We start from the raw sequence: 22571 nt of genomic DNA on the forward strand, positions 1-22571 counted from the left end.
AGGCCGTACTTTCCACTCGGTGGCCCGCAAACGAAAACGAAAACGCCCGCCGGGTTGGCGGGCGTGCGTCGACCTGGATGCGTGTCAGTGGAACGAACTGCCTGCGAGCATCCCGCCGTCGACGATGAATTCCGATCCCGTGCAGTACGCGGATTCGTCGGACGCGAGGAACAGCACGAGGTTCGCCACTTCGTCCGGCTTGCCGATGCGCGCGATCGGCAGGCCGCTGTAGATCGACGACGGATCGAAATCGGCGAACTCGGGCGGGCGCGCCATCACCGTATCGATACCGCCCGGGTGCACCGAGTTCACGCGAATGCCGTAGCGGCCGAATTCGAGCGCGGCGGCCTTGGTCATCCCGCGCACCGCGAACTTGCTGGACACGTATGCGCTGCCGCCCGCGACGCCTTCCATCCCGGCCGTCGACGACACGTTGACGATCGAGCCGCCGCCTGCCGCCTTCAGTGCGCCAAGCGCCGACTTCATGCCGAGCCAGCAGCCGACCTGGTTCACGTCGATCACCTTGCGATAGTCGTCGAGCGAACACGCTTCGATCGGCATGAGCTTCAGGATCGCCGCGTTGTTCACGAGGATGTCGAGCCGGCCGAACTGCGCGAGCGTCGCATCGACGGCAGTCTGCCAGTCGGCTTGGCGGGTCACGTCGAGATGCTGGAAACGTGCGGCGTCGCCGAGCTCGGCCGCGACGCGCCGGCCGGCGTCGTCCAGCACGTCGGCGATCACCACGCGCGCGCCTTCGGCAACGAACCGGCGCGCTTCCGCTTCGCCCTGGCCGCGGGCACCGCCCGTGATCATGGCCACCTTGCCTTCGAGTCGTTTCATGCTGCTTGCTCCTGTGCGTGAGCGTAAGAGGGGGCTTACGCGGAGGTGCCCGCCGCGTCGATGATGCGAACCGGATCGGTGCCGTCCCAGGCGCGGGCTTCTGCGATGCCGTGCGCGATCATGTTGCGCATGCCGGCACCTTCGATGACTTCGACGCGCACGCCGGGATCGTCGGCGTCGTCGAGATACGCGACGCGCGTGGCGGGGTTGCGTGCTTCAAACACGACACGTAGGCCACGGGACGTGAGCCGTGCGAGCGCGGCATCGAGATCGCCGACGACCCACGCGACGTGATGCAAGCCGACGAGCGGCTGTCCATGCGCATCGCGGTACGGCGACGACGTGTCGCTCGTCACGTGAATCAGTTCGATCTGCAGATCGCCGCGATACGCGAGCCCGACGTCCATCGTGACCGTCACCGGTGCGCCGAGATGATGGCCGTCGAGGCGCACGTTGCGAAATACGGTCCACGGGCCGATGTCGTGGCGTTCGCGCCAGCGCGCGATGCTGCGGTCGAGATCGGCGACCACGTAGCCGATCTGGTCGATGGGGCCGAGGATTGGGTCGTTCATGGCGTCTCCGTGGCGGACGCACGTGTGCGTGCCGCGCGATGAATGCCGGCCATGATCGCAACAAAGCGCGCGCTTCGTGCCATCCAAACGGACTAGCTGCGAGGCACGGCCAAGGCGTAGCGCCGATGGGGCGTTCGGCGTCCTGGTGACGCCGGTTCGCGCGAAGGCAGGGCGGGGGGCGTCAGCGCGCCACGAGGAGGTCGCGCACGCAGTCGACGAATTGCGCGGCGGCCGGCGTCAACGCGCTGCCACGGCGCTGGATCGCGCACATCTGCAGTTCGGGCATCGGATCGTCGAGCGCCACGCGGCGGATGCCCATCCGCTGGAACACCTCGTTCGCGAGCGGTTCGACGAAGAAGCCGACATGATCCATCTGCGCGACGAGCGCGAGCGCGGTCGAGATCGAATCGCCGTGCACGACGTGTGCCGGCACGGGCAGCCCGAACGAGCCGAACAGCCATTGGGTGGCCGACATCGGATCGTTGCCGTCGCCCGGCAGCACCCATTCGGCATCGAGAAAGTCGCGCACGTTGCGCCGGTTGCGCAGCGGATGCTTGTTGCGCACGCCGAGCACGAGCTGCACGGGCGCGAGCGGCTCGCTGACGAAATCGTCGTCGAGCGATTGCGGATCGACATGCATGATCGCGAAGTCGGTCTGCGCGTCACGCAGCCTCGCGAGCGTGCCGGGGAGACCCGATTCGGTGACGTGCACCGTCACGCCGGGGCGCCGTTCGCGCAGCAGCCTGTAGGCCGGTACGAAGATCGTTTGCGCGAACGACGTGCTGACCGCGACACGAATGTGGCCGAAGTTGCCGTCGCGCAGCTGCACGATCTCATCGCGGGCGCGCTGCATGTCGTCGAGCAGCAGGCGCGCACGCGGCAGCAGTGCGGCACCGTATTCGGTGAGCACGATGCCCTTGACGCTGCGCTCGACGAGCGGCGCGCCGATCTCGCGCTCCAGTTCGCGGATGATCTTCGTGACGGCCGGCGCCGACACGCCGAGCTGGCGCGCGGCGCCGCGGATGCTCATCTGTGCGGCCACGGCCACGAATGCATGCAGCTGGTTCGGCTTCACGAGGCGCTCCGGGGGTGTAAACCAAATGGCAACGAGTGTAATGGATTGTTGTCTTTTCGGGTAACACGAGCCCGCCTAGAATGCGTCGCATACAACCGGTGCGACACCGCACCACGAAGGAGACACCCGTGATGGCACCCCAACCGCAGTCCGGCGCCGACGTGCGCCGGACGATCCTCGCGACGACCGTCGGCAACGCGCTCGAGTACTTCGATTTCACGGTCTACGGCTTCCTCGCGTTCATCATCGGCAAGCTGTTCTTCCCGTCGTTCGACACGGCCGGGCAGTTGCTGCTGGCGGTCGGCACATTCGGGGCCGGCTTCGTGATGCGGCCGCTCGGCGGCGTCGTGATCGGCGCATACGCCGATCGTGCGGGGCGCAAGCCGGCGATGGTGCTCACCATTTTCCTGATGGCGCTCGGCTGCGGGATGATCGCCGTGATGCCGACCTATGCGCAGATCGGCGTGGCTGCGCCGATCCTGATCGTCGTCGCGCGGTCGATCCAGGGCTTCTCGGCCGGCGGCGAATTCGGTGCGTCGACGACCTTGCTCGTCGAGCATGCGCGGCCGCGCACGCGTGGCTACATGGCGAGCTGGCAGTTCGCGAGTCAGGGGCTCGGCGTGCTGACGGCTGCGCTGACGGTCGCGATCCTGTCGTTCGCATTGACGCCCGACGCGCTCGAACGCTGGGGCTGGCGCGTACCGTTCGCGCTCGGGATGCTGATCGCGCCGGTCGGCGCCTACATACGTCGCCGGCTCGAGGAAACGCATTCGGGCGATAGCGCGCGGCCTGCGCCGGGCGGCACGCGGCGCGGCGGTCGCGTCGCGACGCTCTGTCGCGAGCACGGGCGCGCGGTCCTCGTCGCGATCATGATCACGATGGGCGGTACGGGCGCATCGTACGTCGTCAGCTTCTACATGCCGACCTATGCGATCCACGAACTCGGGATGAGCCCGGCCGTCGCGCTGTCGGCCGCCGCGCTGACGGGCGCGCTGGCATTCGGATGCGCGCCGCTGGTCGGGCGCTGGTCGGACCGCGTCGGCCGCAAGCCGCTGATCGTCGCGGGGCGGATCGCGCTCGTGCTGCTGATCTATCCGGCGTTCGCGTGGCTGAAGGCGTCGCCGACGCCCGCCGTGCTGTTCACGGTGGTCGGCCTGCTGACCGTCGTGCTCGCGATCCAGGCCGTGCCGAGCATCACGATCCTGCCGGAGATGTTTCCCGAATCGGTGCGCGCGACGGGCATGTCGCTCGTGTACAGCGTGGGGGTCGCGATCTTCGGCGGCTTCGCGCCGTTCATCAGTACGTGGCTCGTCAATGCGAGCGGCAACAAGGTGGCGCCGGCCTGGTACCTGATCGTGGTCGCACTCGTGTCGATGGCCGGCCTGCCGTACCTGCGCGACCGCACCGGTGAAACGATCGACGCTCCCGCCGTTTCCGGCGTTTCCTCCTACTCGAAGGTCTGACCATTCCATGGAATCTACCGCCGTTACCCGCCATTTTTCCGGCACCTATGCCGAAGCCCGCCAGAAGTTTCTCGACGCCGCCGCGCACCGTCGCGCGACGCTCGAGTCGTTCGTGCTGCCTGATCTGCGCGGTGCGCTCGGCGAAGCGCTGGCGATCGACGTGGCCGGCCTCGGCATGGCCGATGCCGAGCGGCTGCTGATCGTCAGTTCCGGCACGCATGGGCCCGAAGGCTTCTGCGGGTCGGGCTGCCAGGTCGCGATGCTGTTCGACGACGACCTGATCGGGCGGCTGGCGCGTGCCGGTGTCGGGCTGCTGCTGATTCATGCGGTCAATCCGTATGGTTTCTCGTACCTGCGGCGCACCAACCAGGACAACGTCGACCTGAACCGCAACCACATCGATTTCAGCGCAGCGCTGCCGGCCAACGACGCGTATCCGGAGATCGACCGCCTCGTGCTCACGGAAACCTGGCCACCGTCGCCTGACGACGAGCGGGCGCTGGCCGATTACATCGCGCGACACGGCAAGCTCGCGTATCACGGTGCGCTGAGCGGCGGCCAGTATGCGACACCCGACGGGATGTTCTTCGGCGGGCGCGAACCGACCTGGAACAACCGCACGATGCGCACGATCCTGCGCGAGCGCGCGGCACACGCGAACACGATCGCATGGATCGACGTGCATACGGGCCTCGGGCCGCGCGGCCATGGCGAGAAGATCTACGCGGGCCGCAACGTCGCCGCCGAACTCGCGCGCGCCCGCTCGTGGTGGGGCGCCGACGTCGTCGCGCCGTTCGACGGCGAATCCGAATCGCCGGGTGTGTCGGGGCCCGTCGCGTCGATCGCGTACGACGAGTGCCCGCACGCGGATGCGGCGCTGATGGCGCTCGAATTCGGCACGCTGCCGTTCGACGACGTGATCGACCGGCTGCGTGCGTCGCACTGGCTGATCCGGCATCCCGATGCGCCGGCCGAACTGAGGCGCGACATTCTCCAGCGAATCCGCGACGCGTTCTACGGCGACGACGACGTCTGGAAGGGCGCGATCTGGGGGCAGGCGCGAGCCGCGCTGCTGCAGGCGCTGATGGGGCTGGCCGCCACGTAAGGGCGGGAAGGCGGCATGCGCCGCCTGTTCAATCATAAGAATATTATTCAGGAGATCTGATGAAAATCAACGGCATCATCGCGGCAGCCGCGACGGCATCCTTCGCCATCGCCGCGCACGCGCAGAATTCGGTCACGCTGTACGGCACCATCGACAACGGCGTGAACTACGTCAGCAACATGGGCGGCGGCAAGGCGATCCAGGCCGTATCGGGCACGCTGTACGGAAACCGCCTCGGTTTCAGGGGCAGCGAGGATCTGGGCGGCGGGTTGAAGGCGATCTTCACGCTGGAGAACGGCTACGACGCGAACACGGGGCGGCTCGGGCAGGGCGGCCTGATGTTCGGCCGCCAGGCGTTCGTCGGCCTGACCGGCGCGTTCGGCACCGTCACGCTTGGCCGCCAGTACGACGAGCTGAGCGGCGAATATCTCGGCCTGCTGGCGGCCGGCTGCAATTTCACCGGCTATCTCGGCGCACATGCGGCTGACGTCGACAACCTGAACGACACGGCGCGCATCAACAACGCGATCAAGTACAAGACGCCGGATTTCAACGGCTTCTCGATGGCGGCGCTATACGGATTCGGCGGCGTGCCGGGCAGTTTCTCCGCGAACCGGGCGATCAGCGTCGGCGCGCGCTACGAGCGCGGCCCGCTGACGCTCGACGCCGCGTACGAGACCGTCAACAACCCGGCCGTGACGCTGTGGGGCGCGAGCGCGAACGCGGCGCCGAACGCGGCGTTCTCGACTGCGCTGCCCACGCCGATCTGGGGCGGCTACCAGTCGGCATCGAGGCTGCAGATCTTCGGAGCCGGCGGCAGCTATGCCGTCGGCAATGCGACGTTCCGATTCGTGTACACCAATACGCGTTTCCAGGACATCGTGCAGACGCTGAATACGCGGTACCGCGGCAAGGCAGCATTCGACAACTACGAGGCCAACGTCACGTACCTCGTCACGCCGGCCGTGTCGCTCGGCGCCGCGTACACGTACACGGCGGCGCCCGATGCGAAGTATCAGCAGTTCAATGTCGGCGCGCAGTATTTCCTGTCGAAGCGCACGACCCTCTACATGGTCGGCATCTACCAGCATGCGTCCGGGCTCGACTCGTACGGCCGGCAGGCCGTCGCGCAGATCAACCAGACGACACCGTCGTCGACCGCCAATCAATTGCTGATGCGGCTCGGCTTGCTCGTCAAGTTCTGATGTCGGGCGCCGCGACGCGCTACCGCGCGTTCGGCCCCTTGACCGTCAGCCGGCACACCGTCGCCAGGGCGAGCAGATTCGGGTCGCGTTCGCGCCGATGCAGGAAGCTCAGGCCGATCGTCTGGCGGATCGCCGGCCCGGCGAGCGGCACGAGCGCGATCTTGTGCGCGAACAGGTCGCGCACGCGGCCGGGCAGCAGCGAGCAGCCGACGCCGCCCGACACGAGGTTGATCAGCGAGAAGATGTCGCCTACCCGCATCACGACGTTCGGCGCGATGCCGGCCGCGCGAAACGCTTCCGTGAAGCCGTGATGCGTCGCGAAGCCTTCGCCGAGCGACACGAACGGCGCGTCGCCGCACGTACGGAGATCGATGGCGTCATGCTGCGCGTACGGCGAGTCGATCGGCGCGGCGAAGAACATCTCGTCCTCGAACAGCGCAATCGATTCGATCTCGGCGTCCGGTTCGGGAAGCGCCATCAGGGTCGCGTCGATCGCACCTTGCCGGAGCTTGTCGAGCAGGTCGGCGTTCGAGCCGAGCACGAGCTCGGCCTGCAGCTCGGGGCGGCGCTCCTTCAACGCGATCACGACTTCGGGAACGGTGCGGATCGTCAACGAGTAGAGCGAACCGATCTTCAACTGGCCGGCGCCGTAGCCGGCCGCCTCACGGGTCGAGCGGATCCCGTCGGTCATCGTCTTGAGCACTTCGCCCGCGACTTCGGCGAGCACCTGCGCGGCGTCGGTCGGAATCAGGTTCCGCCCCTCGTGGCGGAACAGCGCGCAGTGCATCCCTTCCTCGAGCGTGTGCAGCGCGCGGTGCACGCTGACCGTGCTCACGCCCAGCGCCTCGGCGGCCTTCGCGAGACTGCCGGCTTCCATGAAGGCGAGCAGCACCTCGAGCTTGCGGAACGTGATCTCTTCGTTGATGCGGTTGCGCATGATGCGGACGACGGGAAGGGCGGCCGACGATTCTGCCGCAGAACCGGGGCTGCAACAATGCGCGAATTTCCGGGGTTTTCGTGTGCTGGGGCCCGGCGGGGAAACATTTAATCTCCGGCTAATCATCCGCCGCGGGCGTTAATTGATGCGGGTTTTCGGTGTCCCTATGATCGTTTCACGCCGGTCGTGCGCGCGGACCACGAGGTTTCGATGGTGCGGGCCCGTGCCTCATCGACCGGCGATACGAACAGCCGGTTCGCCCATGCCAGCCACGGAACACGGCACGCATGCGGCGCGGCGCCATGAGACTGCAGGAGACAAGCATGCACGACTCACGTCGGAACGCGCGGCATCGGCAGGTGGTTGCCGCTGTCGTCGGCAATACCCTCGAGTGGTACGACTTCATCGTTTACGGTTTCTTCTCCGGCATCATCGCGCGGCTGTTCTTTCCCGCCGAGAGCCAGTACGCGTCGTTGCTGATGTCGCTCGCGACCTTCGGCGTCGGCTTCTTCATGCGTCCGGTGGGCGGCATCATGCTTGGGCTCTATGCGGACCGCAAGGGCCGCAAGGCCGCGATGCAGCTCATCATCTTCCTGATGACGCTGTCGATCGCGCTGATCACGTTTGCGCCGTCGTACGCGGTGATCGGCCCGGCGGCGCCGGTCCTGATCGTCTTCGCGCGGCTGCTGCAGGGGTTCGCCACCGGCGGTGAATACGCGAGCGCGACCGCGTTCCTCGTGGAAAGCGCGCCGGAGAACCGGCGCGGGCTGTATGGATCGTGGCAACTGATCGGCCAGTGTCTCGCAGTGTTCTCGGGCGCTGCGATGGGCGCGTGGGCCACGCAGTCGCTATCGGAGGCGGCGCTGCACAGCTGGGGCTGGCGCGTGCCGTTCGCGCTCGGGCTGCTGATCGGGCCGGTCGGCCTGTGGATCCGCCGGCACATGGAGGAGACCGACGCGTTCCTCGACGCGAGCAAGTCGGCCGTCGAGCCGCCGGCGAGCGTGTCGCGCGTGCTGCGCGACAACCTGCGCGGCGTGCTGGTGTCGATGGGGCAGACGATCACCGGCACGGCCGTGTTCTACGTGATGCTCGTCAACATGCCGACGTTCGTGCACAAGACCTTCGGGCTGCCGCTCGACCAGGTCTTCAAGGTGCAGATGGCGGCGGTTGCGCTGCTGACGGTGACGATTCCGGTCGCCGCACTCGTGTCCGACCGCATCGGCCGGCGTCCCGTGCTGATCGCCGGTTCGCTGGCGCTGCTGACGGTTACGTATCCGCTGTTCACGTGGCTGGCTGCGGCGCCGGGCATCGGGCGCCTGCTCGTGATGCAGCTCGTGATCTGCACGATCATCGGCATCTGCTACGGACCCGCGCCGACCACGCTCGCCGAGCAGTTCGCGACGCGTTCGCGCTCGACCGGCATCGCGCTCGCCTACAACGTCGCAGTGATGGTGTTCGGCGGCTTCGCGCCGTTCATCGTCACGTGGCTGACGCACGCGAGCGGATCGCCCGTCGCACCTGCGTGGTACGTGCTGTTCGCGGCGTCGTTCGGGCTGCTCGCGAGCGTGTTCATGCATGACGGTGCGCCGTGCGTGCTCGCACGCCGGCAGTTTCAGGGCGAGCCGTTGAGCGTCAAATAGCGGGCATCGCCTGCCGCCCACACCGGCGCCCCATCGGCGCGGGCGGCAGGCAGGGTATTGGCGCGGCCGATGCTTAGCATCGCGGGCGGCGGCCTACCGCGGCCGCCGCCCGATCGATACGCTTGGGCGATCATCCACTCTGTCCGGAAGGTCGCCATGTCCCGGCTCGATTACAAGTTGCTCGGCCCCTGCCTGCTCGCGATCGCGATCGACGCGATGGGATTCGGGCTCGTCTATCCGATGATGTCCGCGATCTTCAGCGATCCGCACGCGGGCATCCTGCCGGCCGACACCGGTGCGCACGCGCGCAATTTCTACCTCGGTCTCGGCTACGGGATCTACCCGTTGTGCATGTTCTTCGGCTCGTCGCTGATGGGCGACCTGTCCGATCGTTACGGCCGCCGCAGGATCCTGCTGCTGTGCTTGCTCGGCCTCGCGGCCGGCTACGCGATGATGGCGGCCGGCGCATGGCATGCGAGCGTCGCGCTGCTGCTGGCCGGCCGCGGGCTCACCGGGCTGATGGCCGGTTGCCAGGGCATCGCGCAGGCCGCGATCACCGACCTGAGCACGCCGGAGAACAAGGCGGTCAACATGAGCATCATGTCGCTCGCGTTCAGCGCGGGCGTGATCGTCGGCCCGGTGCTCGGCGGCGTCACGTCCGACCGCACGATTTCACCGCTGTTCGATTACGGTACGCCGTTCGTGCTGGTTGCCGCGCTGTCGCTGATCTGCGCGTGCTGGACCTGGGCGTCGTATCGCGATTCGGCCGCGCCGCGCGGCGACACGCGCATCGATCCGCTGCTGCCGCTGCGGATCATCGGGGAGGCCGCGCGCCAGCGCGACGTTGCGTTCCTGTCGGTGGTGTTCTTCCTGATGCAGGTCGGCTATGGGCTTTACCTGCAGACCATCATGCTGCTGCTGCAGGCGAAATTCGGCTACACGAGCGCGCGGCTCGGGTTGTTCAGCGGCGTGATCGGCCTCTGCTTCGTGTTCGGCCTGCTGTTCGTCGTGCGGCGGATGCTGCGCGTGTGGCGCGTGGTCGACATCGCGAAGACGGGCCTGCTTGTCGCGGGCGTCGGCCAGGTCCTGTCCGCGCTGGTCCCGCACGAGCCGGTGCTGTGGGCGCTCGCGATGGTGGTCGGCTGCTTCGACATGGTCGCGTATACGACGATGTATACGGCGTTTTCCGACGCGGTCAGTGAAGACCGCCAAGGCTGGGCGCTCGGTGTCGCGGGCTCGGTGATGGCCGTCGCGTGGGTCGTGACGGGCGCGCTCACGAACCTGCTGCCCGTGTTCGGCGAGATCGGCCTGCTGCTGATCGGCGGCGCGGGCTTCCTGTTGAGCTTCGCGATGATGGTCGCGTACGGCCGCACGCAGCCGGGCGCGCGAACGGCCGCGCTGTCGTAGGCGGTTTGCACGTTGGCCCGATCCTGTCGGACGTTGTCCTGCGCGCCGCTGTCGCGCGCGGCCGCGCGGCCCGACACTGGCGCCTCGCGGCCGACGAGTATCGGGGCCGCGTCCGGCGGCGCCGGCTGGCCCGGCACGCCGTTCCTTCGATAAGCCAACCGAGAGAGCGACCCATGCAACATCCGACCATCCGTACCCTGGCGGGCGCGAGCGCGCCGAAGTCGATCGCCGCCGCCCGCACCGCGCTGCTGGTGATCGATTTCCAGAATGAATACTTCAGCGGCCGCCTGCCGATTCCGGAGGGGCCGCGCGCGCTGGGTAATGCGCAGCGCGTGATCGCGTTCGCCGACCGCGCGGGCATTCCGGTGTTTCACGTCCAGCACGTTGATGCGGCCGACGGCCCGATCTTCGCGGACGGCAGCGACGGCTTCCGCTTCCACGCGGACCTGCAGCCGGCGCCGCATCACACGGTGGTGAAGAAGACGTCGGTGAGCGTGTTCCCGACGACGGACCTCGATGCGCGCCTGAAGGCGGCCGGTATCGACACGTTGATCGTCACGGGCCTGATGACGCATGCATGCGTCGCCGGTGCGGCACGCGATGCGGTGCCGCTCGGCTACGCGGTGATCGTCGTCGACGACGCATGTGCGACGCGCGACCTCGACATCGCGGATGGCGGCACGGTATCGCACCGCGACCTCCATCGCGCGACGCTGGCCGCGCTGTCGGACACGTTCGGCGACGTGCTGACGACCGAGCAGGTGCTGGCGCTCGGTATCGCCTGACGGCCGCCGGGGGCGTGCTTCAGTCGGCCCAGCCCGGTGCGGCGTACACGACTTCGCCGCGGAAGCACGTCTCGATCACACGGGTTTGCGCGAACGTCTCGACCGGGTGCGCGAACGGATTACGGTCGAGGATCGCGAAGCTCGCGTCCTTGCCCGCTTCGAGCGAACCCGTGCAGTCGTCGAAGCGCAGCGCATACGCGGTGTTGACCGTATAGGCTTCGAGCATCGTGAGCAGGTCGAGGCGTTCGTGCGGATTCCACGGCGGGCTGTCGGGCTGGTCGATCAGCAGGTGCGTGACACCCGTCTGGATGATCTGCATCGGGTCCATCGTGCTGACCGACCAGTCGGAGCCGGCCGCGAGCATCGCGCCCGCGTTGCGCAGGCTGCGGAACGGATAGTTGCGCGCGGTGCGTTCCGCGCCGAGCAGGTCGCGATAGAGTTGCTGCTGTTCTTCGCGCGCGGCCGTCCAGAGTGTCTGGACGCTGGCGATCGCGCCGAGCCGGTTGAAACGGCTCATGTCGGCCGGATCGACGATCTGCAGGTGCGCGAGCTGCGCGCGCCGGTCGCGCATGCCGTTGCGGATCTGGACATATTCGAGCGCGTCGAGCGTCATGCGCACCGCGCGGTCGGCGAGCGTGTGGAAGTGCAGGTCGAAGCCGGCCGTATCGGCGAGCAGGCAGATCTCGTTCAGCGCGTCCTGGCTCCACAGCGCGAGGCCGCAGTCGTCGGTGCCGGCGTACGGCTCGAGCAGCGCGGCAGTTTTCGATTCGGGCACGCCGTCGACGAAGATCTTCACCGTATGCAGGCGAAGGTTGTCGCATTCGTACTCGCGACGCCATCTGGCAAAGCGCTCGATCTGCTCGCGCGGATCGCGGCGCGGGTTCGCATAGAGGCCGGCGCTCATGTACGCCTTCAGCGTGCCCGCGCGCTGCGCGTCCGCATAAGCCTTGAGTTCAGCTTCCTCGACGCGCGCATCGAACCAGCCGGTGATGCCGTACCCGTGCGCCATCGCGTGCGCTTTCGCGAGCGACTTCGGATAGCCGGCCGGGCTCAGTTGCGGAATGATCGGGCAGACGCGGTAGAACGCCGCTTCGTGCACGACGCCGTTCGGCGCGCCGGACGCATCGCGCTCGTAAACGCCGCCGGCCGGATCGGGCGTGTCGGCGTGGATGCCGGCCGCTTCGAGGCCTTTGGTATTGAGGCAGCCGCTGTGCACGTCGAAGCCGACCACGAGCAGCGGCCGGTCGGGCACGATCCGGTCGAGCAGCTCGCGGGTCGGATACGCGCCGAAGGCGGCCAGGTTGGCACCGCCGAGATAGACCCACGGTTGGTCCGGCGTCGCATCGGCGCATGCGCGGATGCGCTGCAGGATCGCGTCGGGATCGTTGACGCCGGACAGGTCGAAGTCGCCGAGGATCTGGTGGCCTTCGAGCGGGTGCACGTGGCCGTCGATGAGGCCCGGCAGCATCAGCCTGCCGGCCAGGTCGACGACGCGCGTCGCGGGGCCGGCCAGCGGGCGGATGTCGTCGTCGCGGCCGACGGCGACGATCTTGCCGTCCTGGATGGCGAGCGCCTGCGCGAAGCGGCGCTGCGCGTCGCCCGTGTAAAGCAGGCCGTTCAGATAGACGGTATCGGCGTGTTGCATGTGTCTCCTCCGGATGGGGGCAGATCGACGGGCGCACGTGTCCGGCGGGCGGGCCGAGTGGCTCGTCCGGTCGCGTGAACCCGGTCGGGTTGGAATGGGATGGGGGCGGCTAGGTGCCGGTGCGGCGCGGCAGGCGCGGCGATGCGTCGTGGAGCGGGCCGGCTGTTGCCGGAGCGTCATGCCGATCTCGCCGCCCGGTCTGGCTCGGCAGGTCGATGGGCGACGCGCGCGCGGCCGTGCAGGCCGGCGTCCATCCGGTATTCGGCATTCCGTGTCTCCGTGATATCCGACGCGTTCCTGCCGTCGGGTGAGTCAGATACTAGGAGCGGGGCGGCCGACTGTCTGTCATCGTTTTGAGGACAAGGCGCGACAAAGGCGGCGGGGGCGGGGGGCGTTGCAGCGATACGGAAGCGTCATCTAGTGACCGCGATCCTCCGGCGCTTCCTCTTCGGTCACGCACCACGCGAACAGCCCGGCCCGGTTCGCGACGCCGAGCTTCGCGAGCGCGCGCCCGAGATAGGTGCGCACGCTGCTCGGCTTGAGCGCGAGCGTATCGGCGATCTGCGGGACCGGTTGCCCTTGCAGCACCGCGCGGCACACGAGCCGTTCGCGCTGCGACAGCGCCGCGCCGCTGGCCGACAGGCGCTGTTCGAACCGCTGCAGCAGTGCGCCGTCGTCCGAGCGCGGCGTCAGGCGGGCGAGCCGCGCATGCTGGATCAGGAGCGGCAGCACGAAATCGCCGAGCTGGCGCAGCAGCGCCAGTTCGGCCAGCGTATAGGACGGCTGGCCGCGCCGGCGGAACAGCGAGAACGCATAGACATAGTCGCGCTCGCTGCCGAGCAGCGTGCAGTCTTCGCCGAGTTCGCCGAGCGCGAAATGGCGGCCGTATTCGGTCGCCGTGTCGATTTCCTCGTTGCACGAGAACACGAGCTGCGAATCGGTGGCACGCTCGATATGCGGGAGCAGCGTGTCGGTGCGCCAGTCGCCCTGTGTATACAGATCGAGCGCGTGGCGCGTGCCGTCGGGATCGTCGCCGCCCGCGAAGAACAGCACGTCGACGCTGTCGACCGATTGCGACGGCGCGTCGCGACGGTAGCGGGTCGCGACGCTGTAATGGGACTGCGGATCGACGGTTTCGCGCAGCCACGCCCAAAGCCGGGCGGGAAACTGCGGACTGCCGAGGCTGGCGACCAGGTCGCCGGCATTGCTGAGGGAAATATGGGCGGGGCTCATCGTTGACACCGTCTTCGCGAACGGCCGCCCGTGCCGGCCGTGCTTCGCATACGACGGCGCGCCGGCGGCGGTGCGGTCATGCGGGACGGAGGCCGGCGCGGCGGCGAAGCTCGATTGTAGGGGACTTCGCCACCGCGGGGCATGTGCGCTTGCGCGGCGGGCGGCCGATCGTCCGTCGACGGGCGGCGCGCTTCGTTGCGCACCGCGTTTCGCCCCGGCGCGTCAGAACATCGTGTTCGCGTTCGCGGCCGTTTCGGGCACCGGCTGGATCACGTCCCAGTGTTCGACGATCTTGCCGTCCTTCACGCGGAAGATGTCGACGACGGCTTCGCCGCGGTCGCCCGGACGCTCGGTTGCGTGCACGTGCAGGTAGACGAGGTCGCCGTCGGTTGCGCTGCGCACGATGCGTGCGCGCGATGCCGGGTTCTTCTGGAAGGCGCCGACGAAGTACGACACGAACGGCTTCTTGCCGTCCGGCACGTGCGGGTTGTGCTGCTTGTAGTCGTCCGCGACGACGGCGGCGGCCTCGACCGCTTCGTGCTTGTTGAAGAAGCGGTCGTAGAACGTCAGTACGAGCTGGCGGTTGGCTTCCTCGGCGGCCAGGTCGCGGGTGGCCGGGCCGGCCGCCAGCGCGGCCGTCGACGCGGCCAGCAGGACGAGCGCGGCAACGGCGCGAACGGGGGAGCGGAGCGATGGCATGTAGCGGGTTCCTTGTCTGACGAAGCGTGGGTTGGTGCGCGATGCGCGACGGCGGGTTGACGCGGCCGTGGCGATCGGCGGGCGAAGGGGCCTGGTTGCGGATGCATGTACCTGATCGACGCGACGGATCCGCCGCCCGGTCCGTAACGTCACGGTATGGGCGGGGCGAGGCCGCGCGGTGGCGTCATGCTTCGTTCAACTGGCGAATCCGCGCGGCTGTCGGGCCGATCGAATGGTACAGTTGCCGCGAACCCGTCACAAGAAGTCAGCGCGGTGTGAACAGGTCACACCGCGCTGACCGTGCGTTGCCCGTCAAAGAGAATCCAGCCATGCCGTTCCAGCCCGCCGATGAAACCGTCGAACTCGATCAGCCGTGCCCGATCCGCGATGTGCTCGACCGCATCGGCGACCAGTGGAGCCTGCTCGTGCTCGAAGCGCTGTCCGGCGGCACGATGCGCTTCAATGAACTGGGCCGTGCGATCGGCGATGTGTCGAACCAGATGCTGTCGCGCACGCTCAAGCGGCTCGAGCAGGACGGCTTCGTCAGTCGCACGTTGTTCGCCGAAGTGCCGCCGCGTGTCGAATATGCGCTGACCGACCTCGGGCGTTCGTTCCTGACGCCGATGCAGGCGATGATCCGGTGGGCCGACGAGCATCATCGCGCGATCTGCGCCGCGCGACGTCGTGCACGGGAGCTGGAGGGCGGCGGGCGCTGAGCGGGGCACTCGCATTGTCCTGTCGAGGGGTGTCGTGCTGCGGATCGGGGGCGATGCGACGAGGCATGGCGAAACTGCGTGTGTATCGCCACCGCATGATTTCGTTATCCGAATGATTGGATCGGGATGGGCAGGATCGTCGATGCTTCGGCGTATTCCGTTTGTCCCGAATGCGGCCATGCGCTGGCGGCGCCCCGTTTGCAAGGGCAGGTGCGGGGGCGACCGAAACGGCGGTTTTCCGCCGCATGGCGCACGGCGGGTGCGGCAGGATCCGGTCGAGACGGGGCGGTGCGCCGTAGGTCGGCGGGCATGTCGATGGTCGAAGTTGAGTGACCGGACGCCTCGGCACCGGTTTGCGCGCCGGCATCGGGGCGGAGTGGGGCAGGATTCGCGGAGGCGCCTGCCAGGCGTCACGATGTCGGGGTCGAACGGCGCGGATTCGCCCGCGCCACCCGGTTCCGGGCCGGCCATCGGCCGGATGCCGGGTGCTTGCCTATCGCCACGTACCGTCGACGTAGATCCACGTCGGCCCCTGACGGCGCCAGTAGCCGGGCACCCACCTGCGCCCGGGGCGCCGCGCGACCCAGCGGCCGGACACCCATATATAGCGGCCACGCTGCCAGCGCCAGTAGCCGTCCGTCCATATATAGCCGTGCGGCCGTGGTGGCGGCGGGCGGCGGTCGTGCCGGGCGGCTGGCGGCGCGAAGCCCGGGCGGTCCCCATAGGGCGGCCCGCCGGGTACGCCGTTCGGACCGGGCGGCCGGTACGCGGGCGGCGCGGGCTGGGCCGAGGCGGCACGCAGCCAGCCGGTGCCGACGAAGGCGGCGGTCAATCCGATGGCGCGCAACAACGAGCGTCGATTCATGGCGTGTCCTGTTCTGTATTCGAGGCTGCCTTACGTTAGCCTGCCAGTCGGCCGGCCGGGTTACGCGAGCGGTTAAGGCTGTTACGGTGTGTCACGGCGGGCGGGTTAACCGCTGATGGGCGGGGGGGCTTTCTGTTTCAGCAACTGATCGGGGTGCCCGCTGTACGAACGTCGCGCCCTGTTTACTGGCTGACGGACGCGTTTTAGGTGTCCGGAGCCTGGAATTCGAGGCTAAATCGGGTAAAATTTACTGATTGCGGGGTGTCTTGCCGAATCCGTTTGTTGTTTCTATGCAACCGTCAAGACGATGACATGAAAGAATGATGCGATGGAAGCCTCCAAAAAACCCCCGTCAAGAAGTCAAAAACAAACGTCAAAACAAATACTTATAACGCGGCCCCATTTCTATTATTTCTAGTTCTGGAAAAGCTTATTTCTTTATTTGCGGATCGCTCGCCTAGGGTACACCCCTAAACTCACGGTTCCCAAACGGGCAACTATCCGGGCGCGGCCAGCAGGATCGATGGCGCTCCCGGGCGGTTGCAGACCGTTTATGAACAAGGTCGCGAGACCTGCCTCTTTTTAGAAGGGAGCTCCACGAATGAACAAGACTCTGATCGTTGCAGCAGCTGCAGCATCGTTCGCTACCGTCGCTCACGCGCAAAGCAGCGTCACGCTGTACGGCGTGCTGGACGCAGGCATCACCTACCAAAGCAACGTCGCAACGGGCGTTAACGCAGCTGGCAAGCCGGTGAACGGCAAGTCGCTGTGGTCGATGGGCTCGGGTATCGACCAAAGCCGTTTCGGCCTGCGTGGTTCGGAAGACCTCGGTGGCGGCCTGAAGGCAATCTTCACGTTGGAAAGCGGCTTCGGCATCGGTAACGGCAAGCTGGGCAACAACGGCGGCATGTTCAACCGTCAAGCTTTCGTCGGCCTGTCGAGCCAGTACGGCACGGTCACGCTGGGTAAGCAGTATGACGCAACGCAAGACTACCTGGCGCCGCTGACGGCAACGGGTTCGTGGGGCGGCACGTACTTCGCGCACCCGCTGAACCTCGACCGCCTGAGCACGAACGGCGATGTCGCATCGAACAACACGGTCAAGTTCACGAGCGCGAACTACGCTGGCCTGCAATTCGGCGGCACGTACTCGTTCTCGAACAACACGAACTTCGGCAACAACCGTGCATACAGCGCGGGTGCTGCATACCAGTTCCAAGGTCTGAAGCTGGCTGCTGCATACTCGCAAGCAAACCTGGGTGACGGTTCCAACGGTAACGGCGCAACGTCGTCGGCAATCGGTGGCATCGCTAGCCAAGGCCGCGTCCGCACGTACGGTGCTGCTGCTGGTTATGCATTCGGCCCGGCACAAGTCGGCGCTGCATGGACGCAAGCACGTCTGGACAACAATGCAGTTGGCACGGGTTCGGTTCGCACCGACAACTACGAAGTCAACGCAAAGTACAACCTGACGCCGGCTCTCGGCCTGGGCGCTGCTTACACGTACACGAACGCGAAGATCAACAACGGCAGCACGCACTGGAACCAGTTCGGTCTGCAAGCTGACTACGCACTGTCGAAGCGCACGGACGTCTACGCACAAGCTGTGTACCAGCGTGCAGCGAAGAACGGCGTTGGCGCATCGATCTACAACGGCGACATCAACACGCTGCCGAGCTCGTCGATCAACCAAACCGCAGCAACGGTTGGTCTGCGTCACCGCTTCTAAGCGTGACGGCGGGGTAACCCGCTACGCAGCATCGAAAAAGGCGCCTTCGGGCGCCTTTTTTTTCGTCTGCGGAATGTGATGCCGGCGATTCGCATCGTCCGGATGCAAAAAAGCGAGGCCTGTGCCTCGCTTTTTTCGTTGAGCGCCGTTGCGGCGCGGTGCCGGCGGCAGGTGGCGTCAGCGTGTGTATTCGCCGTTGGCTTCCGGCTGGAACACGATCGCGGCGACCTTCATCAACTTTTCGGCGCCGCTCGGCTGCATCACCTTGACCATCTGGCCACGCTGGGTGCCCAGCAGTGCCATGCCGACGGGCGAGAAGACGTTCAGGCGGCCGTGCTCGAGATTGGCAGCATCCGGATAAACAATCGTCCAGGTGGCTTGTTCCTGGGTCGCTTCGTCGAGCAGCGTGATTTGCGAGTTCATCGTGACGACGTTCGCCTTGATGGCGTCGGGCTGGACGATGTCGGCGCGTTCGAGCAGCGTATCGAGCATCGTCTGGAAGCGCGGGTTGTGTTCGGCGTGCTTCTCGAGGCGAGCGACGTCGAGTTCGGTCAACTGGTAAAGGCGTTGTTTCATGGCAGTTCTCCAAATGATCGGCAGGGGCAGGCGTGGCGTGCCTATGAGGATCGCCCGGAGCCTGTCTGACCTGGCTCCGGGAGGAGACCGAGCCGTCAGATCAGGCGCCGGGCAGGGGCGAGCGGCGCCTGGGCCGTGCGTCGAGCGAGGGGATGCGCCGGATGACCGGCGCGCGCGCGCACGCCGGCCGGGCCGGACGGCGAAACCGAAAGGGGCGTGAGCGCGTACATGGTGAATGGAAGGTCGATTGACGTATAAAACCTTACGATTCTACAACACAACCTTCGGGATATGTGATTTGGCTGTCGGCAATTCGTCAGCGATTGTTGTGCGAGTGAAGCAAGTTGGCGCGATATCAGCCGGGAAAAGCCGGTGATTTTTGTCGAAATCGCAACGCTGTATGTTCAAACTAAGGGTTTCCCCTTGGAGTGGCGAGAACTACACTGGATTCAATCGCTTCAGACAGTCCTGCCGAGGCGACGCCATAAGAGAACATATTCCGGAGGTAAATCATGAAGTCGATCATCTACGCAGCCATCGCCGCATCCGTCCTTGCCGCCCCGATCGCATCGTTTGCCCAGTCCGAGCAGGGGCTGACCCGCGACCAGGTCAAGGCCGAGCTCGTGCAACTCGAACAGAACGGCTACAAGCCGCTGGCGAGCGATTCGCAGTATCCGGACAACATCCAGGCCGCCGAACAACGCATTCAACCGAATCAGCCGATGCTCGCGCATGCCGATACGAGTGGCTACGGTGCCGTCGCGACGGGTGCCGCGCAAGCCGGCCGTCGCATGACGCGTGAAGCACCGAATCCCGTGAACTCGGTCTACTTCGGCAACTGATCGTCCCCGGGTCTGCCCGAGCGCACCGCTTATTCGACGAGACGCGCGCCAGTTGCGCGCGTCATCCGCCCGCAGGAGCAGAACCTCCGTCGCCGCATTCCGGCGGCTTTCCGCCCAGACGCTCACGCGTTTGGGCCTTTTTTGCTGGAGCGGGTCAGGCGGACGTGACCGCAGGCGTGCCGTGGATATAGTGTTCAAGCTGGCTGATCGTGAACTGCTGATCGGCGATCACGCTCTTGACGAGGTCACCGATCGAGATGAGGCCGACCAGCTTGCCGCCGTCGAGGACGGGCAGGTGGCGCATCCGGTGCTCGGTCATCAGCGCCATGCACTCGTCGGTGGATTGCGAGGGTTCGACGTAGCGCACCTTTGCCGTCATGATTTCTTCGACACGAGTGGCCTTCGACGAGCGATCCTGCAGCACGACCTTGCGCGCGTAGTCGCGCTCTGTGACGATGCCCGCGATGTCGTCGCCGTCCACGACCAGCAGCGCGCCGATGCCCTTTTCCGCCATCAGCTTGATGGCGTCGTAGACGAGATCGGTCTTTGTGACGGTGTAGATGGTGCGGCCCGAATCCGGCTTGGCCTTGAGAATCTGCGCGACAGTCGTGCTCATTCGCTTTCTCCGTGTGCAGGTCGATGCTGGGCTGGCAGGGCGTGATGCGTGTCACCCGACGAGCCCAGTATAGCCGCGCAGGTGGCGGCAGTCGCGTGACGATTCCAGATTAGCGGTAAACTCCCGTCACGCACTATCCACACAACTCCTACATTCCTGAACGTTTCGATTGAATTCATGATGTCTTCGCGTCCCCAATCGCCCACGCCGGGCAACGGCCAAGCCGACGAGTGCGTGACACTCGTCGCCACCGCGTCGCTGCCCACGCGCTACGGTACGTTCAAGTCATACGCGTTTCGCGTATCGGGCAGCGATGCCGAACATCTCGCGCTCGTGATGGGCGACGTTGCCGGCGAGCAGTCCGTGTTGACGCGGCTGCATTCCGAATGCCTGACCGGCGACGTGTTCGGCTCGTACCGCTGCGACTGCGGCGAGCAGCTCGATCTCGCGTTGCGCTACATCGCTGCCGAAGACCGCGGCGTGCTGCTGTATCTGCGCGGTCATGAAGGGCGCGGGATCGGCCTGAGCAACAAGATCCGCGCGTACGCACTGCAGGAGCAGGGGCGGGACACCGTCGAGGCGAACCTCGACCTCGGCCTGCCCGACGACGCCCGCGAATACGACTCGGCCGCCGCGATCCTCAGGATCCTCGGCGTGACGTCGGTGCGGCTGATGAGCAACAACCCGGCAAAGTTCGACACGCTCGCGAAGCACGGCATTCCCGTCTGCGAGCGCGTGGCGCTTGCGGTGCCCGTGCGCGAGGAAAACGAGCGTTATATCCGCACGAAGCAGGTGAAGTTCGGGCATTACTTCGAAGAGAACGAGTAATCCCCGCGGGCGCGCCGGCGCCCGTTTCTCGTTATCTGCTCCCTGGATCGTCGCCGGCAGAAGCGACGATCCCGACTTCCCCTTCGTCCTTTCCGCTTTCGGGTTTGTGACGGCGCTTGCATTACGCCGCCTGAACGATCCGTATCCTCCATGTCCACACCGTCGAAGATCGAAACCGAGCGTCTGACGCTGCGTCGCTGGCAGTCGGCGGATGCGGACGCGCTGTCGGCAATGCATGCGGATCCGGACATGACCGCGTGGCTCGCGCGCGGCCCGATGTCCGTTGACGAGGCGAGCGACGTCATCGCGCGCTTCGACGCGCATTTCGATGCACACGGTTTCGGCCCGTGGGCGGTCGAGCGCCGCGCCGACGCGATGTTGATCGGGGTGTGCGGTCTGTCGCACGAAGTGCGTGCAACGCATCCGATGGCGCCGTGCGTCGAGATCATGTGGCGGCAGGCTCGCCACGCATGGGGGCATGGCTACGTCGCCGAAGCGGCCGCTGCCGCACTGGCCGACGGGTTCGGCCGGATCGGGCTCGGCGAGATCTTCGCGTGGACCGCCGACACCAACCTGCGATCGCAGCACGTGATGCAGCGGCTCGGCATGCAGCGCCAGCCCGCGCGCGACTTCGACCATCCTGCGTTGCCGGAAGGTCACGCGCTGCGTCGGCACGTCGTGTATGCCGCTCGCGCCGCCGGCCTGGCCGGCGCGTAACGGCTCACGCGTATTCGCGTGTCAGCGCCACGTGCCGTTCTGCAGCACGATCCGGTAGCCGTCGGCATCTTCGAAGGTCTGGCCGGATATTTCCCAGTAAGGATTGAACGATGTGACGGGCATGAAGCCATGCGCTGTGGCGCGCGCGCAGGCGGCTTCCCATTCCGGCCGATCGGGCAGGTAGAACACGATCAGGTCTTCGGGCGTCGGCGACGGCGCGATCGGATGGTCGGGGCAGTGCGTGAATTCGAAGTGATAGTCGAGGCCGTCGCGTCCGAGCATCACGCCGGAAAAGCCGTCGTGATCTTCAAAGCGGGCAAGAACGGACAAATCGAGGGCTTCGCGATACATGCGCTCGGTGCGGGTGAGGTTGCTGACCGGGCGGGCAATGCGCAGATGGGCGTGCAAGATGGCCTCGGAGGTGAGTGGCGGGCCGGTCAATGATAAGCCGGCCGATCCGGATTGCGCGAGGTGAACGGAGCGCGCCCGGCGCATGCTCGTCGTATTGAACGATATGAGCGCGTTCCGGCCAAACGAATCGAACCGTCGAACCTCGTCTCGCGAAAGAAAAAACATGACGCTGCCGATCCAAAGCCACTGCACTCGCCCCGATGCGGCGAGTGCTTGTCCGGACAACCTTCGAAGTTCCGCTTTGGCGTCAGCCTGTCGATCGACGGACGGATGCACGCATCCCGGACGAGAGATCGTGAATGAGTAAGCCCGATCTCCGTCGGCCGGTTGCCGGCCCTTATCGCCAGGCGCGATGGTCGGGCGTGCTGGAGCTTGCCTTTGGATGGGTGGCCAAGGGGACGATGCTGCTGCTCGGACTCGGCTTGGCTGCGCTGGCGGCCTTGACGGGCGACGTGAGTGCGCTGGCGGACCTGCCGACAACCAGAAAGGGGTGGCTGTACCTGCTGCTGGCAGTGGTCGGGGGAGTCGCGCTGATATTTGCGGTGCACCACTACTGGCTGCGACCGATCGGTGTGTACCCGGCGGGTTAGGCGGGGCGGAGGGGATGTGTCCCCGCAATTCGAGCAGGCAAGAAAAAGCCCGCTACATTGAGCGGGCTGAATCCA

General features: G+C 66.5%; 24 protein-coding genes. 12 read left to right on the top strand and 12 right to left on the bottom strand.

Features of this window, described 5'->3' with window-relative positions; all coding sequences use genetic code 11:
* Positions 1 to 84 precede the first annotated feature (84 nt).
* From ACN8ZM_RS20850 to ACN8ZM_RS20860, 3 genes are all read right to left on the bottom strand, one after another.
* Complete coding sequence (locus ACN8ZM_RS20850; protein WP_420212246.1) at positions 85 to 840, bottom strand: glucose 1-dehydrogenase; 756 nt, start codon at positions 838 to 840, stop codon at positions 85 to 87.
* Between the two features lie 35 nt (positions 841 to 875).
* Entirely contained in the window at positions 876 to 1412 is a 537-nt protein-coding gene (locus tag ACN8ZM_RS20855; RefSeq protein ID WP_420212247.1) for a VOC family protein, read from the bottom strand.
* A 181-nt stretch (positions 1413 to 1593) separates the two neighbouring features.
* Positions 1594 to 2487: a LysR family transcriptional regulator gene (locus ACN8ZM_RS20860; RefSeq protein WP_043179636.1), complete on the bottom strand. Its 894-nt coding sequence runs from the start codon at positions 2485 to 2487 to the stop codon at positions 1594 to 1596.
* Positions 2488 to 2618: 131 nt separating this feature from the next.
* On the opposite strand from ACN8ZM_RS20860, the gene ACN8ZM_RS20865 reads away from it, so the two are divergent.
* The 3 genes from ACN8ZM_RS20865 to ACN8ZM_RS20875 are packed head-to-tail and all read left to right on the top strand — an operon-like array spanning position 2619 to position 6260.
* A complete protein-coding gene (locus ACN8ZM_RS20865) occupies positions 2619 to 3950 on the top strand; it encodes an MFS transporter (RefSeq protein WP_205821740.1) in 1332 nt (443 codons plus the stop codon).
* Between the two features lie 7 nt (positions 3951 to 3957).
* Entirely contained in the window at positions 3958 to 5055 is a 1098-nt protein-coding gene (locus tag ACN8ZM_RS20870; protein WP_420212248.1) for a M14 family metallopeptidase, read from the top strand.
* Positions 5056 to 5114: 59 nt separating this feature from the next.
* Positions 5115 to 6260 carry a porin gene (locus tag ACN8ZM_RS20875; RefSeq protein ID WP_420212249.1) on the top strand — a complete coding sequence of 382 codons (1146 nt, stop codon included), beginning with the start codon at positions 5115 to 5117 and terminating at the stop codon, positions 6258 to 6260.
* A gap of 19 nt (positions 6261 to 6279) precedes the next feature.
* Here ACN8ZM_RS20875 and ACN8ZM_RS20880 read toward each other — a convergent pair whose 3' ends face one another.
* Positions 6280 to 7197, bottom strand: a complete 918-nt coding sequence (locus tag ACN8ZM_RS20880; protein ID WP_089452376.1) for a LysR family transcriptional regulator — start codon at positions 7195 to 7197, stop codon at positions 6280 to 6282.
* Between the two features lie 323 nt (positions 7198 to 7520).
* Here ACN8ZM_RS20880 and ACN8ZM_RS20885 point away from each other — a divergent pair, with 323 nt between their 5' ends.
* From ACN8ZM_RS20885 to ACN8ZM_RS20895, 3 genes are all read left to right on the top strand, one after another.
* On the top strand, positions 7521 to 8837 hold the full coding sequence (locus ACN8ZM_RS20885; protein ID WP_420212250.1) for an MFS transporter: 1317 nt from the start codon (positions 7521 to 7523) through the stop codon (positions 8835 to 8837).
* A gap of 156 nt (positions 8838 to 8993) precedes the next feature.
* Positions 8994 to 10244 carry an MFS transporter gene (locus ACN8ZM_RS20890; RefSeq protein WP_420212251.1) on the top strand — a complete coding sequence of 417 codons (1251 nt, stop codon included), beginning with the start codon at positions 8994 to 8996 and terminating at the stop codon, positions 10242 to 10244.
* Positions 10245 to 10417: 173 nt separating this feature from the next.
* Entirely contained in the window at positions 10418 to 11029 is a 612-nt protein-coding gene (locus ACN8ZM_RS20895; protein ID WP_205821743.1) for a cysteine hydrolase family protein, read from the top strand.
* A gap of 19 nt (positions 11030 to 11048) precedes the next feature.
* Here the strand turns inward: ACN8ZM_RS20895 and ACN8ZM_RS20900 are convergent, their stop codons facing one another.
* The 4 genes from ACN8ZM_RS20900 to ACN8ZM_RS20915 all read right to left on the bottom strand — a co-directional run bounded on the left by ACN8ZM_RS20900 (position 11049) and on the right by ACN8ZM_RS20915 (position 14606).
* Positions 11049 to 12674: an amidohydrolase gene (locus ACN8ZM_RS20900; protein ID WP_420212252.1), complete on the bottom strand. Its 1626-nt coding sequence runs from the start codon at positions 12672 to 12674 to the stop codon at positions 11049 to 11051.
* 109 nt (positions 12675 to 12783) lie between these two features.
* A complete protein-coding gene (locus ACN8ZM_RS20905) occupies positions 12784 to 12942 on the bottom strand; it encodes a hypothetical protein (RefSeq protein ID WP_420212253.1) in 159 nt (52 codons plus the stop codon).
* Between the two features lie 149 nt (positions 12943 to 13091).
* A complete protein-coding gene (locus tag ACN8ZM_RS20910) occupies positions 13092 to 13907 on the bottom strand; it encodes a helix-turn-helix transcriptional regulator (RefSeq protein WP_043179617.1) in 816 nt (271 codons plus the stop codon).
* A 222-nt stretch (positions 13908 to 14129) separates the two neighbouring features.
* On the bottom strand, positions 14130 to 14606 hold the full coding sequence (locus ACN8ZM_RS20915; RefSeq protein ID WP_043179615.1) for a nuclear transport factor 2 family protein: 477 nt from the start codon (positions 14604 to 14606) through the stop codon (positions 14130 to 14132).
* Between the two features lie 329 nt (positions 14607 to 14935).
* Here ACN8ZM_RS20915 and ACN8ZM_RS20920 point away from each other — a divergent pair, with 329 nt between their 5' ends.
* Positions 14936 to 15322 carry a winged helix-turn-helix transcriptional regulator gene (locus ACN8ZM_RS20920; protein WP_043179613.1) on the top strand — a complete coding sequence of 129 codons (387 nt, stop codon included), beginning with the start codon at positions 14936 to 14938 and terminating at the stop codon, positions 15320 to 15322.
* 493 nt (positions 15323 to 15815) lie between these two features.
* On the opposite strand, the gene ACN8ZM_RS20925 is transcribed toward ACN8ZM_RS20920, so the two are convergent.
* The gene (locus ACN8ZM_RS20925) at positions 15816 to 16187 is read right to left on the bottom strand and encodes a YXWGXW repeat-containing protein (RefSeq protein ID WP_080741464.1); all 372 of its coding nucleotides are present in this window, start codon (positions 16185 to 16187) and stop codon (positions 15816 to 15818) included.
* 601 nt (positions 16188 to 16788) lie between these two features.
* On the opposite strand from ACN8ZM_RS20925, the gene ACN8ZM_RS20930 reads away from it, so the two are divergent.
* Complete coding sequence (locus ACN8ZM_RS20930; RefSeq protein WP_043179611.1) at positions 16789 to 17916, top strand: porin; 1128 nt, start codon at positions 16789 to 16791, stop codon at positions 17914 to 17916.
* Positions 17917 to 18093: 177 nt separating this feature from the next.
* Here the strand turns inward: ACN8ZM_RS20930 and ACN8ZM_RS20935 are convergent, their stop codons facing one another.
* Positions 18094 to 18492, bottom strand: coding sequence for a GreA/GreB family elongation factor (locus ACN8ZM_RS20935; RefSeq protein WP_043179609.1), 399 nt, complete (start codon positions 18490 to 18492; stop codon positions 18094 to 18096).
* A 512-nt stretch (positions 18493 to 19004) separates the two neighbouring features.
* Here ACN8ZM_RS20935 and ACN8ZM_RS20940 point away from each other — a divergent pair.
* Positions 19005 to 19334: a DUF4148 domain-containing protein gene (locus tag ACN8ZM_RS20940; protein WP_043179606.1), complete on the top strand. Its 330-nt coding sequence runs from the start codon at positions 19005 to 19007 to the stop codon at positions 19332 to 19334.
* 154 nt (positions 19335 to 19488) lie between these two features.
* On the opposite strand, the gene ACN8ZM_RS20945 is transcribed toward ACN8ZM_RS20940, so the two are convergent.
* Positions 19489 to 19950: a CBS domain-containing protein gene (locus tag ACN8ZM_RS20945; RefSeq protein ID WP_021162297.1), complete on the bottom strand. Its 462-nt coding sequence runs from the start codon at positions 19948 to 19950 to the stop codon at positions 19489 to 19491.
* Between the two features lie 177 nt (positions 19951 to 20127).
* Here ACN8ZM_RS20945 and ribA point away from each other — a divergent pair, with 177 nt between their 5' ends.
* Positions 20128 to 20778 carry a GTP cyclohydrolase II gene (gene ribA, locus ACN8ZM_RS20950; protein ID WP_122947508.1) on the top strand — a complete coding sequence of 217 codons (651 nt, stop codon included), beginning with the start codon at positions 20128 to 20130 and terminating at the stop codon, positions 20776 to 20778.
* Between the two features lie 150 nt (positions 20779 to 20928).
* Complete coding sequence (locus ACN8ZM_RS20955; RefSeq protein WP_420212254.1) at positions 20929 to 21495, top strand: GNAT family N-acetyltransferase; 567 nt, start codon at positions 20929 to 20931, stop codon at positions 21493 to 21495.
* Positions 21496 to 21516: 21 nt separating this feature from the next.
* Here the strand turns inward: ACN8ZM_RS20955 and ACN8ZM_RS20960 are convergent, their stop codons facing one another.
* Positions 21517 to 21903 carry a VOC family protein gene (locus ACN8ZM_RS20960; RefSeq protein ID WP_043177460.1) on the bottom strand — a complete coding sequence of 129 codons (387 nt, stop codon included), beginning with the start codon at positions 21901 to 21903 and terminating at the stop codon, positions 21517 to 21519.
* A 302-nt stretch (positions 21904 to 22205) separates the two neighbouring features.
* Here ACN8ZM_RS20960 and ACN8ZM_RS20965 point away from each other — a divergent pair, with 302 nt between their 5' ends.
* A complete protein-coding gene (locus ACN8ZM_RS20965) occupies positions 22206 to 22496 on the top strand; it encodes a hypothetical protein (protein WP_420212255.1) in 291 nt (96 codons plus the stop codon).
* The last annotated feature ends 75 nt before the right edge of the window (positions 22497 to 22571 follow it).

The organism is Burkholderia aenigmatica, assembly GCF_048627025.1.
Classification (GTDB): domain Bacteria; phylum Pseudomonadota; class Gammaproteobacteria; order Burkholderiales; family Burkholderiaceae; genus Burkholderia; species Burkholderia aenigmatica.

Excerpts from the sequence above, each read along its gene's own strand:
- ACN8ZM_RS20870 (WP_420212248.1), top strand. The coding sequence starts at position 3,958 with ATGGAATCTACCGCCGTTACCCGCCATTTTTCCGGCACCTATGCCGAA.
- ACN8ZM_RS20895 (WP_205821743.1), top strand. The coding sequence starts at position 10,418 with ATGCAACATCCGACCATCCGTACCCTGGCGGGCGCGAGCGCGCCGAAG.
- ACN8ZM_RS20850 (WP_420212246.1), bottom strand. The coding sequence starts at position 840 with ATGAAACGACTCGAAGGCAAGGTGGCCATGATCACGGGCGGTGCCCGC.
- ACN8ZM_RS20955 (WP_420212254.1), top strand. The coding sequence starts at position 20,929 with ATGTCCACACCGTCGAAGATCGAAACCGAGCGTCTGACGCTGCGTCGC.
- ACN8ZM_RS20900 (WP_420212252.1), bottom strand. The coding sequence starts at position 12,674 with ATGCAACACGCCGATACCGTCTATCTGAACGGCCTGCTTTACACGGGC.
- ACN8ZM_RS20930 (WP_043179611.1), top strand. The coding sequence starts at position 16,789 with ATGAACAAGACTCTGATCGTTGCAGCAGCTGCAGCATCGTTCGCTACC.
- ACN8ZM_RS20925 (WP_080741464.1), bottom strand. The coding sequence starts at position 16,187 with ATGAATCGACGCTCGTTGTTGCGCGCCATCGGATTGACCGCCGCCTTC.
- ACN8ZM_RS20880 (WP_089452376.1), bottom strand. The coding sequence starts at position 7,197 with ATGCGCAACCGCATCAACGAAGAGATCACGTTCCGCAAGCTCGAGGTG.
- ACN8ZM_RS20920 (WP_043179613.1), top strand. The coding sequence starts at position 14,936 with ATGCCGTTCCAGCCCGCCGATGAAACCGTCGAACTCGATCAGCCGTGC.
- ACN8ZM_RS20965 (WP_420212255.1), top strand. The coding sequence starts at position 22,206 with ATGAGTAAGCCCGATCTCCGTCGGCCGGTTGCCGGCCCTTATCGCCAG.
- ribA (WP_122947508.1), top strand. The coding sequence starts at position 20,128 with ATGATGTCTTCGCGTCCCCAATCGCCCACGCCGGGCAACGGCCAAGCC.
- ACN8ZM_RS20905 (WP_420212253.1), bottom strand. The coding sequence starts at position 12,942 with ATGCCGAATACCGGATGGACGCCGGCCTGCACGGCCGCGCGCGCGTCG.
- ACN8ZM_RS20945 (WP_021162297.1), bottom strand. The coding sequence starts at position 19,950 with ATGAGCACGACTGTCGCGCAGATTCTCAAGGCCAAGCCGGATTCGGGC.
- ACN8ZM_RS20865 (WP_205821740.1), top strand. The coding sequence starts at position 2,619 with ATGGCACCCCAACCGCAGTCCGGCGCCGACGTGCGCCGGACGATCCTC.
- ACN8ZM_RS20885 (WP_420212250.1), top strand. The coding sequence starts at position 7,521 with ATGCACGACTCACGTCGGAACGCGCGGCATCGGCAGGTGGTTGCCGCT.
- ACN8ZM_RS20890 (WP_420212251.1), top strand. The coding sequence starts at position 8,994 with ATGTCCCGGCTCGATTACAAGTTGCTCGGCCCCTGCCTGCTCGCGATC.
- ACN8ZM_RS20915 (WP_043179615.1), bottom strand. The coding sequence starts at position 14,606 with ATGCCATCGCTCCGCTCCCCCGTTCGCGCCGTTGCCGCGCTCGTCCTG.
- ACN8ZM_RS20940 (WP_043179606.1), top strand. The coding sequence starts at position 19,005 with ATGAAGTCGATCATCTACGCAGCCATCGCCGCATCCGTCCTTGCCGCC.
- ACN8ZM_RS20910 (WP_043179617.1), bottom strand. The coding sequence starts at position 13,907 with ATGAGCCCCGCCCATATTTCCCTCAGCAATGCCGGCGACCTGGTCGCC.
- ACN8ZM_RS20855 (WP_420212247.1), bottom strand. The coding sequence starts at position 1,412 with ATGAACGACCCAATCCTCGGCCCCATCGACCAGATCGGCTACGTGGTC.
- ACN8ZM_RS20875 (WP_420212249.1), top strand. The coding sequence starts at position 5,115 with ATGAAAATCAACGGCATCATCGCGGCAGCCGCGACGGCATCCTTCGCC.
- ACN8ZM_RS20935 (WP_043179609.1), bottom strand. The coding sequence starts at position 18,492 with ATGAAACAACGCCTTTACCAGTTGACCGAACTCGACGTCGCTCGCCTC.